This is a genomic window from Paenalicyclobacillus macrosporangiidus (assembly GCF_900116805.1).
GTDB lineage: Bacteria > Bacillota > Bacilli > Alicyclobacillales > Alicyclobacillaceae > Alicyclobacillus_H > Alicyclobacillus_H macrosporangiidus.
This window is the reverse complement of record NZ_FPBV01000012.1, coordinates 12,369-29,335: the sequence shown is the minus strand read 5'-3', so window position 1 is coordinate 29,335 and position 16,967 is coordinate 12,369. Positions and strand designations below refer to the sequence as shown.

The following is a 16,967-nucleotide window of genomic DNA, read 5'->3' as shown; positions in this document are numbered from 1 at the left end:
ATGGCATTTTTCTTACCGTACATCCCCTTCCATGAGGATGGGGCGGGGCGCGGAGCGGCTTGCGCAGCAGAAGCGGAGCGCCCCGACCCACCCTCAGACGACCGCCGCCATCGCCCGCTCGATGGCCTCTTCGGTCAGCGCCAACTCGCGCTCCGTGTGCACCGCCGACAAGAATCCGGCTTCCAGTTGGGAAGGCGCCAGCGATACCCCGTTTTGCAACATGGCGTGGAAGAACCGGGCGTAGCGGCCCGCGTCCGCCGACGACGCTTCCGCGAAGCTGCGCACCGGCCCCTCGCGGAAGAACAGACCGAACATACCCCCGATGGCGTGGCCGTACACCGGAACACCGCGCCGCTGACCCGCCGCCGTGAACGCCGCGACAATGCGCCGGCCGAACGCCTCCAACCGCTCGTACAGGGCCGGCCCCGCCTCCTCCAGCATTTCCAGGGAGCGCAGCCCGGCCGCCATGGCGAGCGGATTGCCCGACAGGGTTCCCGCCTGATACATCGGGCCGTCCGGCGCCACGAGCGCCATGATGTCCCGGCGGCCGCCGTACGCGCCCACCGGCAGCCCGGCGCCAATCACCTTGCCGAGCGTCGTCAGGTCCGGCGTGATCCCAAACCGCGCTTGGGCACCGCCGAGGGCCACCCGGAATCCGGTCATCACCTCGTCGAAGATCAGGAGCGCGCCGTACGCCTGTGTGACCTCGCGCAGGGTCTTCAGGAAACCCGGCTCCGGCAGGATGCATCCCATGTTGCCCGCCACCGGTTCGACGATGACGGCGGCGATGTCCTCCCCGCGGCGCGCGAACAGCGCCCGTACCGCCTCCGCGTCGTTATACGGAAGCGTCAGTGTCGTCTCCGCCGTCGTGCGCGGCACGCCGGGGCTGTTGGGCAGGCCGAACGTGGCCACGCCGGAGCCCGCCTTCACCAACAGGCTGTCGGCGTGGCCGTGATACCCGCCCTCAAACTTGACGATACAATCGCGCGACGTGTACGCCCGGGCGAGCCGCAGGGCGCTCATCGTCGCCTCGGTGCCGCTGTTGACCATGCGCACCACTTCGATGCTGGGCATCAGCTGCGTGACCTTTTCGGCCATCCGGGTCTCCAGTTCCGTCGGCACGCCGAAGCTGGTTCCGCGGCGGGCGGCCGACTCCACCGCCGCCACGATCTCCGGATGGGCGTGGCCCCAGATGAGCGGTCCCCATGACAGCAGGTAGTCGACGTACCGGTGCCCGTCGATGTCATACAGGTACGGACCCTCGCCGTGGCTGGCGAAGAACGGTGTGCCCCCGACCGCCTTGAACGCCCGCACCGGGCTGTTGACCCCGCCCGGCATCACCCGTTTGGCGGCCGCGAATGCCGCCTCCGATTTGTCGTACACGTCCACCCCTCCGTCCGCTTACGCCCGCTCGCGCAGCCAGCGGGCCATGTCCTTGGCGTAGTAGGTGATGATGAAATCGGCGCCGGCGCGCTTGAACGACGTCAACATCTCCTCCACCACCGCACGCTCGTCAATCCAGCCCCGGGCCGCGGCCGCCTTGACCATGCTGTACTCGCCGCTGACGTTGTAGGTCGCCACCGGGACGTCGCACACCTCGCGCACCGCACGCGTGACGTCCATGTACGAGAGGGCCGGCTTGACCATCAGCATGTCGGCGCCTTCCTCAAGATCCGTCAGGGCTTCCTTCACCGCCTCGCGGACGTTGGCCGGGTCCATCTGGTACGTCTTGCGGTCACCGAAAGCCGGCGCCGAATGGGCCGCCTCGCGGAACGGACCATAGAACGCGGAGGCATACTTCACCGCGTAGGAGAGAATGGCCACGTCCGTCCACCCGTTTTCATCCAGCCGATCCCGGATGGCCGCCACCCGGCCGTCCATCATGTCGGACGGCGCCACCACGTCGGCGCCCGCCTGCGCGTGCGACAGGGCCGTCTGCGCAATCAGATCCAGGCTCTCGTCGTTGACGATCTTCCCGTCGCGCACGATGCCGCAATGCCCGGCGGGGTTGTACTGGCACAGGCACACGTCGGTGATCACGACCAAATCCGGGTTTTCCTCCTTGGCGGCGCGCACCGCCTCCTGCACCACGCCGTGCTCGTCGTACGCGCTGTGGCTGAGTTCGTCTTTCTCCAGCGGAATTCCGAACAGCAGCAGCGCCGGGATGCCGAGCTCGGAGACCTCCGCCACCTCGCGCCGGAACGCGTCCAGTCCAAAGTGATACACGCCCGGCATCGCCGAGATCTCCTCTTTGCCGCGCAACCCTTCCTGAACGAACACCGGATACACCAAATCGTCCACCGCCACGCGGTGCTCGCGCACCATCCTCCGCAAATTCGCCGACGCCCGCAGGCGCCGGTGGCGTCGAAATGCGGTCATGTCCTCTCCCCCTCTTCATTCCGTCGGGGCTTGTGGCCGCCCCGCGCCGCCACGGCGGCGAGCGCCTCCGCGACACCGTCGTCGTGGCTCGCCGGGGCCATCCATACGTCCGCCAGTCCCGCCTCCCGCGCGGCGCGGGCGGTCGTGGGGCCGACGCACACAAACGCCACCGTCCGACCCGATTCTAGCAAAAGCGGCTGAAGCTGGCGAAGCCAGGCGCGCACCGCCGACGGACTGTACAGGGTGACCGCCAGATGAGGAGACGCCGCCAACACGCGCCGCCACGCGGCCACGTCCGCCACGGTCTCCCGCGTTCGGTAGGCGCACACCGCCGTCACGTCGGCCCCCGCCTCAGCCAGGCGCGCGGCGAAGTTCGGGTCCGCCAGCTCGCCGTGGATGTACAGCACGCGCAGTCGCCGCCCGGCCCAACGCTGGACCAGGACGTCCGCCAGGTCCGCACCCGTGCGCACCCCTTCCGGCACCTCGGCCGTCAAGCCGGCTCGCGCCACGGCGGCGGCGGACGCCCGCCCGACGGCGTAGCACGCCACGGGCCGCGGCGCATCGGCACGTCCCGTCAACGCGAGCGCCTCCGCGAGGGCCCGCGCCGCGTTGGCCGACGTGATCACGAGCGCGTCCCAGTCCCCCCAGCGCCGGAGGGCGGGCAGGAGCCGGTCCGGAAACCGGTCGATGGCCAGCAGGGGGGCCAACCACGCCCGGCCGCCGAGGGCCTCCACCCGCCGGGCCAATGCCTCGCCCTGTCCTTCCGGGCGCGTGATCGCGACGGTCCAGCCCTGCAGCGGCCGGCCGCCTCGACCTCCGTCTTCACCGCTCCACACGGCGGGTTCGTCCACGGGCAAGGCGCCTCACCGCCCCGCTGGCGCGGCGGACGCGGAAGTCTCCAACAGGCGTTCCGCCCCCTGGGCGCGCAAGGACGCCGCCACCGTCCGGCCCACCTGTTCCGGGTCCTCGCCCTGGTCTTCCGCCCGAAGCACCTCGCTTCCGTCCAGCGAGGCCACGAGGCCCGTCAAGGCGACGCCCCCCGCCACCGGGCGCGCATAACCCGCGATGGGCACCTGGCAGCCACCGTCGAGCGCCGCCAACAGCGCCCGCTCCGCCCGGGCCGCCGCGGTGGCGGCGGGATCGGCGATGGCAGCCAGCAGTGCCAACACACGGTCGTCACCCGACCGGCACTCGATGCCGAGCAGCCCCTGCCCGATGGCAGGCAGACAGACCGTCACATCCAGGTACTCGGTGATCCGCTCCGCCCAACCCATCCGGTGCAACCCGGCCGCGGCCAGGACAATCGCGTCGAGTCCCTCGGTTTCCAGTTTGCGCAGGCGGGTGTCGATGTTGCCGCGCAGCGGTTCGAACACCAGATCCGGGCGCAGGGCCTTCAGCTGCGCAACACGGCGCAGACTGGAGGTGCCCACGCGCGCCCCGGCGGGCAGTTCCGCCAAGGAACTGCCCGTCCGGGTGATGACAGCATCCCTCGGGTCCTCGCGCACCGGAACCGCGCCAATCATCATCCCCTCGGCCAGGACCGCGGGGACATCCTTCAGGCTGTGGACCGCGATGTCCGCCTCCCCGCGCGCCAAACACGCCTCGACCTCGGACACGAACAGCCCCTTGCCGCCGATTTTCGAGAGGGCGACGTCGAGGATGCGATCCCCGCGCGTCACCACCGGCACGACCTCGCACGACAAGCCCGGGTGCGCCCGCTCCAGGCGCTCCATCACCCACCGGCTCTGCTGCAGGGCCAGCGCGCTCTGGCGCGAGGCCACACGAATCTTCTCCACCTGGTCTCCACCTCTTCTCCGGGCGCCCGCGCGCCCTCACACGTGGTGGAACAACGAAAAGCCGCCCACCACCAACAGATTGGCGATCACGGCCGTAAAACACAGCACGTTGTATCCGACGAGGCGCGGCCCGCTCCAACCGGACCGCGCCCGCAGCAACAGGGAGATGCCGTACATGCCCCACAGCACGGTGGTCGAGAACAGCTTCGGATCCAGGTACACGAAGCGCCCGACCGTCAACTTGCCCCAGATGGTCCCGAGCACCATGGCGACCAGCAGGAGCGGCAACCCGAGCAGGATGGACCGGTAGGCGAGCCGATCCAGCTTGTCCAGCGGGGGGGAGCGAAAATGCCACCGGTTCCAACGCTTGGCCCTCAGCAGGCGATGCTCCACCAGGTACATCAGCGAGAACACGAACGCGAAGGCGAAGGCCGTGTAGCTGACGAGCGCGAACCCGATGTGCAGGTACAGCAGGTCGCCCTCCGGCGCCGTGTACACCGCCCCCATCGGCCGGAAGAACGCGAAGGCGGCCATGCCGAACCCGGTGAGGTTGGCGACGAACAGCACCAGGTCCACGCGGAAAAATGCGTCGAGGACGAGCGTCACCGCCAGGATCAGCCACGCGACCAGCGACAGGGCATCAAACGGCGTCAGGACCGGCACAGTCCCCAAGGCCTGCAGCCGGTCCAGGAAAAATACGGTCTCCAGGACGAACGACGCAAACAGGAGCCCCAGGGCGGTGCGGTTCAGGGCACGCCTGGGGTGAACGGCGTCCAGAAAGAACAACACCACCGAGAGGGCGTACAGCGCCACGAAGGTATCGTAGAGAATGCGTTCGGTCGCCATCGGGATCGCCTACCGGAAAGCGGGCTGCAGCGTCCCCGGCGGGTCGATGTCTCGGCCACGCCCCTCCCGCCGCAGCGCCTCCCCCCAATGGCGCACCAGTTCCGGCAGGCCGCCTCCGGCCGCGTCACTGGCCTCCGGCCACAGGGAGGCGTCCCGGTGGCGGCGGAGATCATCGTCGGAGATGCCGAACACCTGCGCGAAGACCTCGAGGTGGGCGCCGCCGCCCTGCGCGATCGCCAACTCCTTCATGTTCTTGACCGGATCCCGCAGCAGTTGGTTGACGATGCTCATGGTGTGTTTGTGCAACAGCTCCCGCTCGCGCTCGCTCAGGTCCGGCAGTTTCCGCGCGAGGCTCTCCATCACGGACGCCTGGATGGCCTCCCCCTTCTCCCGGACCGCGGCGATGAGCGGCACCACTTCCTGCTCCGCCAGCCAGCGGCCATACTCGCGCAGGGCATCCGCAATCATCCGCTCCACGTCGCGCGCGAGCCGCTCCCGCTCCGCCAAGTTGGCCGCCACGACCCCTTCCAAGTCGTCGATGTCGTACAGATACACCTGGCCGAGGGCGCCGACCGCCGGATCGATGTCGCGCGGGACGGCGATGTCCACCATCACCACCGGGCGCCGCCCCCGCCGGGCCAGGGCCCGGCCGGCCAATGCGGTGTCGATCACGAAGCCCTGCGCGCCCGTCGAGCTGATGACCACATCGGCGCGAGCCAGGCCGTCCTCCAGGGCCTCCCACGGCAGGGGCGACGCGCCGAATTCGCGCGCCAGCTCCTGCGCGCGCGCCAGCGTGCGGTTGCACACCTCCATCGCCGCGATGCCCTGGGCGAACAGATGCTGCGCCGTCAGCCGGCTCATCTTCCCCGCGCCGACCACCAGCACGCGCTTGCCCGCGAGATCGCCGAACACCTTTCGGACCAGTTGAACGGCCGCGTAGCTGACCGACACCGGGTTCTGCCCGATGCCCGCCTCCGCCTGCGCCCGCTTTCCGACCTGAATGGCCCGCCGAAACAGTTGGTTCAAGAGCGCACCGGTGTTTCCCGCGTCCGCGGCGGCCAGGTACGCGTCGCGCACCTGGCCGAGGATCTGCGTCTCCCCGAGGACGAGCGAGTCCAGCCCGCAGGCCACGCGCATCAGGTGCCGCGCCGCCTCCCGGTCCTCGCGGATGTACAGGTGCTCGCTCGCCTCCGCCCCGCCGCGGCGGGCGAACCAGGTCCTCAGATAATCCTCGCCGGCGCGCGACGAGCTGACCACGGCGTACACTTCCGTCCGGTTGCAGGTGGACAGCACCACGCTCTCCAGCACCGTGCGCGTGCGGCGCATCGCCGCCAGGGTCTCGGCGAGCTCGCCTTCCGGCACGCTCACCCGTTCCCGGACTTCCACCGGTGCGGTCTTATGGTTCAAGCCTGCGACGACGATGTGCACCCCCTTCACCTCCACGCGCCAGCGGCACATCCGTTTCGTCCATTTCACCGTCAGTATATCACACCGGGCTTGTCAAAACTTTGAACACTCCCCGCCCCGGCAGACCCCCGGTGTGCCGGCCACCCGTCCCGCCGTCCGAAGTCCCGCCGTCCGAAGTCCCGCCGTCCGAACCGCGCACCGCTCTTCCCGTTGACGCGCCGAGCGGCCGGTGTGTACACTGGCACCATGATCACGACACCGTATGCGCAAGTCTCGCGCCGACGGCTTTCATCCCGCTGGACGGCGAACCTCCTCCTGTTGGCGGTGACGCTCGTGTGGGGCGCCACCTTCACCCTAACCAAGGACGCCATCGCGCAGGTGCCTGTGTTCTGGTTCCTCGGCGCCCGCTTTTGGGTCGCGAGCGCGGCCCTGCTGGCCATCGTCCTCGTGACCCCGGATGCCCGCCGGGCCCTCGGCCAGCCCGGGACGTGGCGGCGCGGCCTGTGGCTCGGCGTGCTCCTGTTCGGCACCTACGCCCTGCAGACCCTCGGGCTCACCACCACGACCCCCGCCACGGCCGGCTTTCTCACCGGGATGAACGTGGTGCTCGTCCCCCTCCTGGCGTATCCGCTGCTCGGGGTCCGCCCTGGCTGGCGCACCGGGTCGGCCGCGGTGCTGGCCGCCACCGGGCTGGCCCTGCTGTGCGGATTCCAAGGCGCCGGGTGGTCCTGGGGCGACCTGTTGGTGCTCCTGTGTGCGGCGTGCGTCGCGCTGCAGGTGGTGGAGACGGAGCGGTGGGGCAAGGGGGTCAACCCGCTCGCCCTGTCCGCCGTCGAGGTGTGGGCATTGACCCTCGGCTGCACGGCGGCGGCCCTCTGGCAACCGTGGCCCGGGTGGGGACAGCTGACAGGGCCCGGCGTATGGCAGGCCATCCTGATCTGCGCCATCCCCGGAACCGCCCTCGCCTACTGGGCGCAGACCGCGTTTCAGCAGCACACCACTTCCGCCCAGACGGCCATCATCTTCTCCATGGAGCCCGTCTTCGCCGCGGCCATCGGCTGGGCGGTCCGCGGCGACCGGTTAGGCGCGGCGGCCCTCTCCGGATGCACCATGCTCTTTGTCAGCATGCTCTTGGCCGATCCGAACATCCGCCTCCCCCGCCTCCGGCCCGGGGCTCGGCCGTTCCGACACAGCCGCTGAAGCCGCCTCCGCCCGGCCGGTGCGCGGCGTTTCCGCCATGTCCGCGAGATCCGCCTCGGGCTCCAGAACCGGAGGCCCTTCTCGCCACCGCTCCAAGTCGTCCTCCAACACCTTCCAAAGGTCCTCCAATCCGTCCCGGTGGACGGCCGACACCGCCACCATGGGCCACGGAGTGCTCAGCGCCTTGCGGATGCGCGCCGTGTGCTTCTGGATGGCCCCGCGCGAGATCTTGTCCCGCTTGGTCGCCACGATGCAGACCGGCAGCTCCAATTGGAGGAGCCACCGGTGCATCTGCACGTCGAGCGCCGTGGGCTCGTGCCGGATGTCAATCAGATGCATCACGCGCAGGAGCGGCCGCTCCGCCGTCAGGTACGTCTCGATGAAGCGCGCGAACTGTCCGCGCGCCGACTTGCTCACGGCGGCATACCCATACCCGGGCAGGTCGACGAAACGGAAGGCGTCGTTGATGCGGTAGAAGTTCATCTGTTGGGTCTTGCCAGGCGTGGCCGACACCCGCGCGAGCGATTTGCGTTGAAGCAGGGCGTTGAGCAAAGACGACTTTCCGACATTGCTGCGGCCGACGAAGGCGAACTCGGGCAGCCCCCCGCCCGGCCACTGACTCGGCCGGACGGCGCTGATCTCGAATTCCGCGCTGCGCACCTTCACTGGTGCGTCCCCTCCTCGGCGTATCCCGGTTCGGTCAGCTCGTGCACACCCGCAACCCAGTGCTCCAGCGGATTGTCGCCCGGCACAGGTTCCTCGCACAGGGCGTGCCCCAGCACCTCATCCATGTGGGAGACCGGGATCAAGCGCATCTCCTTGCGCACGGACTCCGGGATGTCCCGCACATCCTTCTCGTTCTCCTTCGGCATCAACACGGTCCGGATGCCCGCCCGGTGAGCGGCCAGCACCTTCTCCTTCAGGCCCCCGATGGGCAACACCCGCCCGCGCAGCGTGACCTCACCTGTCATCGCCACGTCGTGCCGCACCGGGCGATTGGTCAACGCGGACGCGATGGCGGTCGCCATCGTGATGCCAGCCGACGGACCGTCCTTCGGGATGGCGCCTTCCGGGACGTGGACGTGGATATCCACCTTCTCCGCGAAATTCGTCGGAATCCCGAGCACCGGAGCCCGCGACCGAATGTACGACAGCGCTGTCTGGGCGCTCTCCCGCATCACCTCGCCGAGGTGGCCCGTCAGCACAATCTTGCCTTTCCCCGGCACCACGGACACCTCGACCAGCAGCGTGTCGCCGCCCGCCGGCGTCCAGGCCAGGCCCGTCACCACGCCGACCTGGTCCTCTTCCTCCATCCGGCCGTGCCGGTAGATGGGCGGACCCAGAAACTCCGCCAGCAGCTTTGCGGTGACCGTCACCCGCTTCTGTTCTCCCTCCGCCACCCTGCGCGCCACCTTGCGGCAAATGGCCGCGAGCAGGCGATTCAACTGGCGCACCCCGGCCTCCCGGGTGTACCCGCGGATGAGCTGCATGAGGACCTCGTCCGAGATGCGGATCTTATCCCCCTTCAGCCCGTGGTTGTCCCGTTCCTTCGGCAGCAGGTGGCGTTTGGCAATCTGCAGCTTCTCCAGTTCCGTGTACCCGGACAGATGGATGATCTCCATGCGATCCCGCAGCGGCCCCGGGATCTGGTACACGTCGTTGGCGGTGGTGATGAACAGGACGTCCGACAGGTCATATGGGATCTCGATATAATGATCGGAAAAATTGCTGTTCTGCTCCGGATCCAGCACCTCCAACATGGCGGATGCGGGATCGCCGCGAAAGTCGCTCGCCATTTTGTCGATCTCGTCGAGCAGAAACACCGGATTCCGCTTGCCGGCCTGCTTCATGCCCTGCAGGATGCGCCCAGGCAGGGCGCCGACGTACGTCCGCCGGTGACCGCGGATCTCCGCCTCGTCGCGCACGCCGCCCAGCGACACGCGCACAAACGGGCGCTGCAGGGAGGTGGCGATGGACCGGGCCAGGGAGGTCTTGCCGACACCCGGCGGGCCCGCCAGGCAGATGATGGGACCCGACTGCCGGCCGACCAGTTTCTGAACCGCCAGAAACTCCAACATCCGTTCCTTCACTTTCTCAAGCCCGTAGTGTTCCTCATCGAGGATCTTCTGCGCCCGCTCCAGATCCACTTCCGATTCCGCCCGTTCGAGCCAGGGCAAAGCGAGCAGCCAGTCGATGTACGTCCGGGCGACGGTGCCCTCCGCCGACGCGGGCGGGATGCGTTCCAACCGTTCAATCTCCTTCTCCAGCCGTTCCGCCACCGCCTCCGGCAATGGCTTCTTGGCCATCGCCTCGCGCAGCTCTTCGACCTCCGCCGCGCGGCCTTCGCGATCTCCCAACTCCTTCTGGATGGCCTTCATCTGCTCGCGCAGGTAGTACTCCTTCTGCGTCCGCTCCATCTGCTTGCGCACGCGCTGGTGAATCTTTTTCTCCAACTCCAGCACCTCGCGCTCGTCGGACAGCACCTGCAGCACCTTCTCGAGGCGGGCGGTGATGTCAAACGCCTCGAGAACCTCCTGCTTGTCCCGGATCTTCAGGGGCAGATGGGACGCGATGGCGTCGGCCAGCCGGCCCGGGTGTTCCACATCCATGACCGACATGTAGGTCTCTTGATCAATCTTCTTGGACAATTTCGCGTACTGTTCGAACTGCTGAAGCACCGACCGCATCAGGGCCTGCAGCTCCGGCGTCACCTCGACTGCGCAGTCCGGATGGCGCCGCACCCGAACCTCAAACCACTCGGCCGTCCGCAAAAACTCCTCTATGTGGGCTCGCTCCAGCCCCTCCACCAGCACCCGGATGGTGCCGTTGGGCAATTTCATCATCTGTTTGACCCGCGCGATGGTGCCGACGCGGAACAGGTCGTGTTCCGACGGGTCGTCCACCTGCCCGTCCTCCTGGGACGCCAACAGGATCAGGTGCTCCCCGCCCAGCATGGCTTTCTCCAGCGCCTTCACGGACTTGTCGCGACCGACGTCGAAGTGCAGCACCATGCCCGGATACACCAAGAGTCCCCGCAAGGGCAGGAGCGGGAACACGTCGCCCACAGGTCGCTCCAAAGACTTCACCCCCAAGTTCGCCCGTTGTACGCCGGGCCCTGCCAATCGCACGGCAGGGAAGGAATTGGCCTCTATTGTACAGAAACGGGATCCCAATGTCTAATCGGCGTCCGTCCGTCACCGGGACCAATCCGCAAAGAGAACGGGATGGTCCCGCGATCCATCCTCGCAGGACCATCCCGTCGGCACGTCGGGCGCCATGCTCGCGCCCGAGTCGTCAGTCGCTGCCCTTGGCGGAGGTGATGGTGGTCCCCCCGACCGCCCCGGCCGCCGCCACACCCGGCATGGGCAGCGGGGCTCCGCCTTCGACGAATCCCTCGAGCGCAAAGCGAAGCACATCCTCGAACTTCTCCACCGGCACCACCTTGATGTCCTCCCATTGCATGAAGATCTCTTGCCAGTTCTCCTTCGGGATGATCACGGTCTTCGCCCCGGCCTCCTTGGCCGCTTCGATCTTCGTCGGCACGCCGCCGACCGGCCGCACCAGGCCGCGGATCGACAACTCCCCCGTGAGGGCCACCGTGTTCAAGACGGGATGGCCCGTGATGGCCGAGTAGACCGCCGTCGCCATGGCGATTCCGGCGCTTGGCCCATCGACGGGCATGCCGCCCGGAAAATTGACGTGCAGGTCGAAATCCCGCACATTCAACCGCACCACGCGCTGCAACGCCGTCAAGACATTGTCCAGGGAGGCCTTCGCCATCGACTTGCGCCGCACGGTGCGTCCCCCGGCGTTGAGCGTCTCCTCCTCGACCAGCCCCGTGATGGTCACCGTGCCTTTGCCCGCCGCATGCGCAGGTGTCGCCGTCACCTCAATCTCCAGCAGCATGCCGCTGGCCGGCCCATTGACCGCCAGGCCATTGACCACCCCGACCAGCGGCCGGTCGTGGATCTTGCGCTCGGGGCGCGGGCTCAACTGCCCGAACTGGATCACCCACTGCACGTCCTCCAGCCGGATCTCCTGGCGCTGTTCCGTCAGCGCGAGCCCGCCCGCAATCTGGACCATGTTGACCGCCTCGCGTCCGTTGGTCGCGTACTTGGCCACCTCCTGGACCGCCGCCTCCGGCATGACCATGCCCAGCTTGTCGGCGGCGTTACGGGTGATGCGCCAGATCTCTTCCTTCGTCAAAGGCTTGAAGAAGATCTCGACGCAACGCGACCGGATGGCAGGCGGAATATCTTCCGGCGCGCGCGTCGTGGCTCCGACCAGGCGGAAGTCGGCCGGCAGCCCGTTCTGGAAGATGTCGTGCACGTGCGACGGGATGGTGGTGTCTTCGGAGCTGTAATACGCACTCTCCAGGAACACCTTCCGGTCCTCGAGCACTTTCAGGAGCTTGTTCATCTGAATCGGGTGCAGTTCGCCGATCTCGTCGATGAACAAAACGCCCCCGTGCGCCTTCGTCACCGCGCCCGACTTGGGTTGCGGGATGCCCGCCATGCCCATGGCGCCCGCCCCTTGGTAGATGGGGTCGTGGACGGAGCCGATGAGCGGATCGGCGATGCCTCGTTCGTCAAAGCGCGCGGTGGTGGCGTCAATCTCGACGAACTTCGCGTCTTGGCGAAAGGGAGACCCCGCGCTCCGCTTGGCCTCCTCCAGCACCACCCGGGCCGCCGCCGTCTTCCCCACGCCCGGCGGCCCGTAGATCAGCACGTGCTGCGGATGCGGTCCGCACAGCGCGGCTCGAAGGGCCTTCAGTCCGTCTTTCTGGCCCACAATCTCCTCCAGCGAAGCCGGCCGCGTCTTTTCCGAGAGCGGTTCCGTCAGCGAGATGGACCGCATCCGGCGCAGCTTCTCCAGTTCCTTGCGCGACTCTTTCTCGACGGCACTCCGGTTGCTGTTCTGCGTCTTCAACAGGTTCCAAAAGTATAGGCCGATCACCACGGCGAAAAACACCTGGATCACGGCCAGTACTGTCGCGCTCAATGGTACCCCTCCCTGGATGTCGCGAATCGGATATCACCAGTATTCCCAGGCCGATCCGCAGGTAAACAAAACGCCCGCATCCGGGAATCCCCGGTGCGGGCGCCATCCAGGCGACGGGTCAAGCGGTCTCCTCCGATTTGCGGATGATCTTGGTCGCCTTCCCGTCCTTGCCGAGCAGCAGCGGTCCCTGCTCGCGCATCGCCGCTTCCTTCGTGATGATGCACTTCTTCACATCGTCGCGGCTGGGCAGCTCGTACATCACGTCGAGCATGATCCCTTCGATGATGGCGCGCAACCCGCGCGCCCCCGTGCCGCGCTTTATAGCCTCTTTGGCGATGTACGTCAGGGCGTCCTCGTGAAATTCGAGCGCCACGTCGTCCATCTCCATCAGCTTCTGGAACTGCTTGACGAGCGCGTTCTTCGGCTCGGTGAGAATCCGCTTGAGCGCCGCCTCGTCCAGCATCTCCAGCGTGGTGATCACCGGCAGGCGGCCGATGAACTCCGGAATGAGCCCGAATTTCAACAGGTCCTCCGGCAACACCTTGGTCAACACATCGCGGTCGGAGACGTCCGACGACGGGCCCGATCCCGCGCCGAACCCGATGACTTTGCGGCCCAGCCGGCGCTTGATGATGGTCTCCAACCCGTCGAACGCGCCGCCGCAGATGAACAGGATGTTGGTCGTGTCAATCTGGATGAACTCCTGATGCGGGTGCTTCCGGCCTCCCTGCGGCGGCACGCTGGCCACGGTGCCCTCCAGGATCTTCAGCAGGGCCTGTTGCACGCCTTCGCCGGAAACGTCCCTCGTGATGGACGGGTTCTCCGACTTGCGCGCGATTTTGTCGATCTCGTCGATGTAGATGATCCCCCGCTCCGCCTTCTCCACATCGTAGTCGGCCGCCTGGATGAGCTTGAGCAGGATATTCTCGACGTCCTCGCCGACGTACCCCGCCTCGGTCAGCGACGTGGCGTCGGCGATGGCGAAGGGCACGTTCAGGATGCGCGCCAACGTCTGGGCCAGCAACGTCTTCCCGCTGCCCGTCGGTCCAATCAGGAGGATGTTGCTCTTGGTCAGCTCGACGTCGTCCGACTTGCTGCCGGACACGTTGATGCGCTTGTAATGGTTGTACACCGCCACCGACAGGGCTTTTTTCGCCTGCTCCTGGCCAATGACATATTGGTCGAGAATCGCCTTGATCTCGGTCGGTTTCGGGACCTCCTTGAGGTCGAATTCCTCCTCGTCCCCGAGCTGCTCCTCGACGATCTCGTTGCACAATTCAATGCACTCGTCGCAGATGTATACGCCGGGACCGGCCACCAGCTTTCGCACCTGTTCCTGCGTCTTGCCGCAGAACGAGCACTTCAACTGGCCCTTTTCATCGTTGAACTTGAACATTCAGTTCCCTCCCTCGGTCGGGGATGACCCGCCTGCACCGGGTCCGTGCCCGGGCCCGACGCGGCAGGCCTGTCTCCGCGCTCCGGCGCCCGGTCACGACCCGTGACGCACAATCACCTCGTCGATCAAGCCATACGCCTTGGCCTCTTCCGCCGACAGGAAGTTGTCGCGATCCGTGTCCCGCTCCACCCTTTCCAGCGGCTGGCCCGTCCGTTCTGCCAGGATGCGGTTTAGCTTATCCTTCGTCTTCAGAATCCAATCGGCGTGAATCTTGATGTCTGACGCCTGCCCTTGAACGCCGCCGAGCGGCTGGTGAATCATGATCTCGCTGTTCGGCAACGCGTACCGCTTGCCTTTCGCACCCGCCGCGAGCAAGACGGCGCCCATGCTCGCCGCCATCCCGATGCACATGGTGGATACGTCCGGCTTGATGTGCTGCATCGTGTCGTAGATGGCCAAACCGGCCGTGACAGAACCGCCGGGGCTGTTGATGTACAACTGGATGTCGCGTTCCGGGTCATCCGCCGCCAAGAACAGCAACTGGGCGACGATGCTGTTGGCCACATAATCATCAATCGGCGTTCCGAGGATGATGATGCGGTCGCGCAACAGCCTCGAGTAGATGTCGTATGAGCGTTCCCCGCGGCTCGTCTGTTCGATGACGATGGGCGTCAAGCTCATGGCGCTCCCTCCTTGCTCGCGTCCTGCGATCGCGTCTCCGTGGAAAAACAAGGCACGGAAATCGTGCCTTGTCGATGGACGCAGTCGTTACCCGTATTCTGATTGTACACCAACTCAAGCCACTTTGCTATTCTCCACCAAAAACCCGACCGTCTTGCGCGTTTGGAGTTCGGAACGCATCCCCGCGAAACCGGGATCGCGCAGGGCATACAATTCCTTCACGCGCTCCACAGGCAAGCCGGCCGACTCGGCGATCCGCGCCAGCTCCGCCTCAATCTCCTCGTCCGACACGGTCAGCCCCTCGGCCTTGGCGATGGCCTCCAGCACGAGCGAGGTGCGGACGTTCTTCTCCGCGCTGTCCCGGAACTGATCCCGCAGCTCTTCGCGCGTCATGCCGCTGAATTCAAGATACGCGTCCAGCGGGATCTGCTGCATGGCCAACTGTTGCGCAAAGTGCTGCAACAGGTGCTCCGCCTCGTGATCAATCATCACCTGCGGAATCTCCACCTTCGCCTGCGCGACGGCCGCCTCGACCGCCTGCTCCTCCAGGTAGCGCCGGTGCTCCGCCTCTTTGCGCGCAGCGACCTGCTTGCGCAGATCCTCCATGAACTCGTCGACGGTCTGGAACTCGCTGATCTCCTGCACGAACTCGTCGTTCACCTCGCGCAGGAACTTGCGCTTGATGTCGTGAAGTTTCACCTTGAACTTCGCCTGCTTGCCGGCGAGCGACTTGATGTGGTAGTCCTCCGGGAACTGGACTTCGATTTCCCGTTCCTCGCCCGGCTTCATGCCGACGAGCTGTTCCTCAAAGCCCTTGATGAACATCCCGGAGCCAATCTCCAGCTGGAAGTTCTCCGCTTCCCCGCCTTCAAAGGGCTCGCCGTCCACCGTGCCGAAAAAGTCGATGTGGACGGTATCGCCCTCCTGTACCTCGCCATCCTCCACGGGGTTGATCTCGGCGTGCAGCTTGCGGATGTTCTCCAGCTCTTCCTGGACCGCCGCGTCGTCCGCCGGGAACGGCTTGTCCTGAATCTCCAAGCCCTTGTACTGTCCGAGCTCGACCTCGGGCTTCACGGTCACCGTCGCCTTGAAGACAAACGGTTTGCCCGCCTCGACCTGAATCACGTCGATCTCCGGCTGGGCCACCGGCTCAATCCCCGTCTCCTCGACCGCATCCGCATACGCCCGCGGCAACAGGTACTCGACCGCGTCCTGGTACAGGGACTCCACGCCAAAGCGTGCTTCAAACAGCTTGCGTGGCACCTTGCCTTTGCGGAATCCCGGTACGACGACGCGCTTGACCACCTTCTTGAACGCGACGTCCAACGCTTCCGCAAATCTATCGCTAGGCACTTCCACTTCTAGCACGCCTACGTTGGTCTGCGTCTTCTCCCACTTCACCGTCATACGTTGTCCTCCCCAAACACCGATCCCGGACGCTCCGCCCGATGGTTCAACCGAGCCGGAACGCACGGATGCGCCGTGCGCCGGTTGTCTTGAAATCCCACTGTACGTGAATACGCCAGCCATTTTAACATGTGCCGGTTTGTTCAGGCAATGGGCATGCAGAAAAAGCGCTTCCGCGCCGCGCACGCGCCCACAGGGTTCGCGATTGCACAGGCGCATCGACATCGTTATAATGCCAGCATTCGCGGCAACGCGGGACCGACAGTTCATCCCGAGAGAAGGGGCGTGCAGAATGAGCGTTTTGGCCATATACGGAAGCTCGCGCCGGCACGGCAACACGGAGTGGCTCGCGGATCGCGTCGTGGACGGCCTTCCCGCGGAGAAGATCTACCTCGTGGAGAAGAACATCCGTCCGATAGCAGATTGCCGCCACGACCCCGCGGGCTTTGCTCCGGTGGATGACGATTACGACTCCGTGATGGAACGCGTATTGGCCCACGACACGCTGGTGTTCGCAACACCGGTCTACTGGTACGGGATGTCGGGGCTGATGAAAAACTTCATTGACCGTTGGTCGCAGAGCCTGCGCGACCGCCGCTATGACTTCCGCGAGAACATGGGCAAGAAGTCGGCGTGCGTGGTGCTGGTCGGGGGAGATGACCCGCGCATCAAAGCTCTGCCGCTGGTGGAACAGTTCCGGTACATCTTCGACTTCATGGACATGCGTTTCATTGGATACGTGGTGGGTGAGGCGAACCGACCGGGCGATATTGTGTCGGACGCCGCCGCCATGTACGAGGCGAGTCTGCTGAATGCGCGGTTGCGGCAGACGGTGTCGGGTTCCGCCTCGTGAA

Annotated in this window: 14 protein-coding genes; 2 read left to right on the top strand and 12 right to left on the bottom strand. The window is 66.3% G+C overall.

Annotated elements, in window-relative coordinates; genetic code table 11:
- Nucleotides 1-93: 93 nt before the first annotated feature.
- The 6 genes from hemL to hemA are packed head-to-tail and all read right to left on the bottom strand — an operon-like array spanning nucleotide 94 to nucleotide 6,449.
- Nucleotides 94-1,389 (bottom strand): glutamate-1-semialdehyde 2,1-aminomutase, encoded by a 1,296-nt coding sequence (hemL, locus tag BM357_RS10995; protein WP_074953000.1) that lies wholly within the window; start codon nucleotides 1,387-1,389, stop codon nucleotides 94-96.
- A gap of 12 nt (nucleotides 1,390-1,401) precedes the next feature.
- The gene (gene hemB / locus BM357_RS10990) at nucleotides 1,402-2,379 is read right to left on the bottom strand and encodes a porphobilinogen synthase (protein WP_074952997.1); all 978 of its coding nucleotides are present in this window, start codon (nucleotides 2,377-2,379) and stop codon (nucleotides 1,402-1,404) included.
- Nucleotides 2,376-3,230 (bottom strand): uroporphyrinogen-III synthase, encoded by an 855-nt coding sequence (locus BM357_RS10985; RefSeq protein ID WP_074952995.1) that lies wholly within the window; start codon nucleotides 3,228-3,230, stop codon nucleotides 2,376-2,378. Before BM357_RS10985 ends, hemB begins: the two co-directional genes overlap by 4 nt.
- 12 nt (nucleotides 3,231-3,242) lie before the next feature.
- Nucleotides 3,243-4,175: a hydroxymethylbilane synthase gene (hemC, locus tag BM357_RS10980; RefSeq protein WP_074952992.1), complete on the bottom strand. Its 933-nt coding sequence runs from the start codon at nucleotides 4,173-4,175 to the stop codon at nucleotides 3,243-3,245.
- 36 nt (nucleotides 4,176-4,211) lie between these two features.
- Nucleotides 4,212-5,021, bottom strand: coding sequence for a cytochrome C assembly family protein (locus BM357_RS10975; RefSeq protein ID WP_074952990.1), 810 nt, complete (start codon nucleotides 5,019-5,021; stop codon nucleotides 4,212-4,214).
- A 9-nt stretch (nucleotides 5,022-5,030) separates the two neighbouring features.
- Nucleotides 5,031-6,449: a glutamyl-tRNA reductase gene (gene hemA / locus BM357_RS10970; RefSeq protein WP_217647691.1), complete on the bottom strand. Its 1,419-nt coding sequence runs from the start codon at nucleotides 6,447-6,449 to the stop codon at nucleotides 5,031-5,033.
- Nucleotides 6,450-6,659: 210 nt separating this feature from the next.
- Here hemA and BM357_RS10965 point away from each other — a divergent pair, with 210 nt between their 5' ends.
- Nucleotides 6,660-7,628: a DMT family transporter gene (locus tag BM357_RS10965; RefSeq protein ID WP_083430421.1), complete on the top strand. Its 969-nt coding sequence runs from the start codon at nucleotides 6,660-6,662 to the stop codon at nucleotides 7,626-7,628.
- On the opposite strand, the gene yihA is transcribed toward BM357_RS10965, so the two are convergent.
- From yihA to tig, 6 genes are all read right to left on the bottom strand, one after another.
- Entirely contained in the window at nucleotides 7,509-8,294 is a 786-nt protein-coding gene (yihA, locus tag BM357_RS10960) for a ribosome biogenesis GTP-binding protein YihA/YsxC (protein ID WP_074952984.1), read from the bottom strand. The genes BM357_RS10965 and yihA overlap by 120 nt on opposite strands.
- Nucleotides 8,291-10,705 carry an endopeptidase La gene (gene lon, locus BM357_RS10955; RefSeq protein WP_281245585.1) on the bottom strand — a complete coding sequence of 805 codons (2,415 nt, stop codon included), beginning with the start codon at nucleotides 10,703-10,705 and terminating at the stop codon, nucleotides 8,291-8,293. The genes yihA and lon overlap by 4 nt, the downstream gene beginning before the upstream one ends.
- A 217-nt stretch (nucleotides 10,706-10,922) precedes the next feature.
- Nucleotides 10,923-12,629, bottom strand: coding sequence for an ATP-dependent protease LonB (gene lonB / locus BM357_RS10950; RefSeq protein WP_074952981.1), 1,707 nt, complete (start codon nucleotides 12,627-12,629; stop codon nucleotides 10,923-10,925).
- 118 nt (nucleotides 12,630-12,747) lie between these two features.
- The gene (gene clpX / locus BM357_RS10945; protein WP_074952978.1) at nucleotides 12,748-14,025 is read right to left on the bottom strand and encodes an ATP-dependent protease ATP-binding subunit ClpX; all 1,278 of its coding nucleotides are present in this window, start codon (nucleotides 14,023-14,025) and stop codon (nucleotides 12,748-12,750) included.
- 93 nt (nucleotides 14,026-14,118) lie between these two features.
- Nucleotides 14,119-14,706, bottom strand: a complete 588-nt coding sequence (gene clpP / locus BM357_RS10940; RefSeq protein WP_029420079.1) for an ATP-dependent Clp endopeptidase proteolytic subunit ClpP — start codon at nucleotides 14,704-14,706, stop codon at nucleotides 14,119-14,121.
- Nucleotides 14,707-14,820: 114 nt separating this feature from the next.
- Entirely contained in the window at nucleotides 14,821-16,113 is a 1,293-nt protein-coding gene (gene tig, locus BM357_RS10935) for a trigger factor (RefSeq protein ID WP_074952975.1), read from the bottom strand.
- 292 nt (nucleotides 16,114-16,405) lie between these two features.
- Here tig and BM357_RS10930 point away from each other — a divergent pair, with 292 nt between their 5' ends.
- Nucleotides 16,406-16,966, top strand: coding sequence for a flavodoxin family protein (locus tag BM357_RS10930; RefSeq protein ID WP_074952972.1), 561 nt, complete (start codon nucleotides 16,406-16,408; stop codon nucleotides 16,964-16,966).
- The last annotated feature ends 1 nt before the right edge of the window (nucleotide 16,967 follow it).

What these genes read in the sequence shown, in the direction of transcription:
- hemB (WP_074952997.1), bottom strand. Translation starts at nt 2,379, where the DNA reads ATGACCGCATTTCGACGCCACCGGCGCCTGCGGGCGTCGGCGAATTTG.
- BM357_RS10975 (WP_074952990.1), bottom strand. Translation starts at nt 5,021, where the DNA reads ATGGCGACCGAACGCATTCTCTACGATACCTTCGTGGCGCTGTACGCC.
- clpX (WP_074952978.1), bottom strand. Translation starts at nt 14,025, where the DNA reads ATGTTCAAGTTCAACGATGAAAAGGGCCAGTTGAAGTGCTCGTTCTGC.
- clpP (WP_029420079.1), bottom strand. Translation starts at nt 14,706, where the DNA reads ATGAGCTTGACGCCCATCGTCATCGAACAGACGAGCCGCGGGGAACGC.
- tig (WP_074952975.1), bottom strand. Translation starts at nt 16,113, where the DNA reads ATGACGGTGAAGTGGGAGAAGACGCAGACCAACGTAGGCGTGCTAGAA.
- BM357_RS10930 (WP_074952972.1), top strand. Translation starts at nt 16,406, where the DNA reads ATGAGCGTTTTGGCCATATACGGAAGCTCGCGCCGGCACGGCAACACG.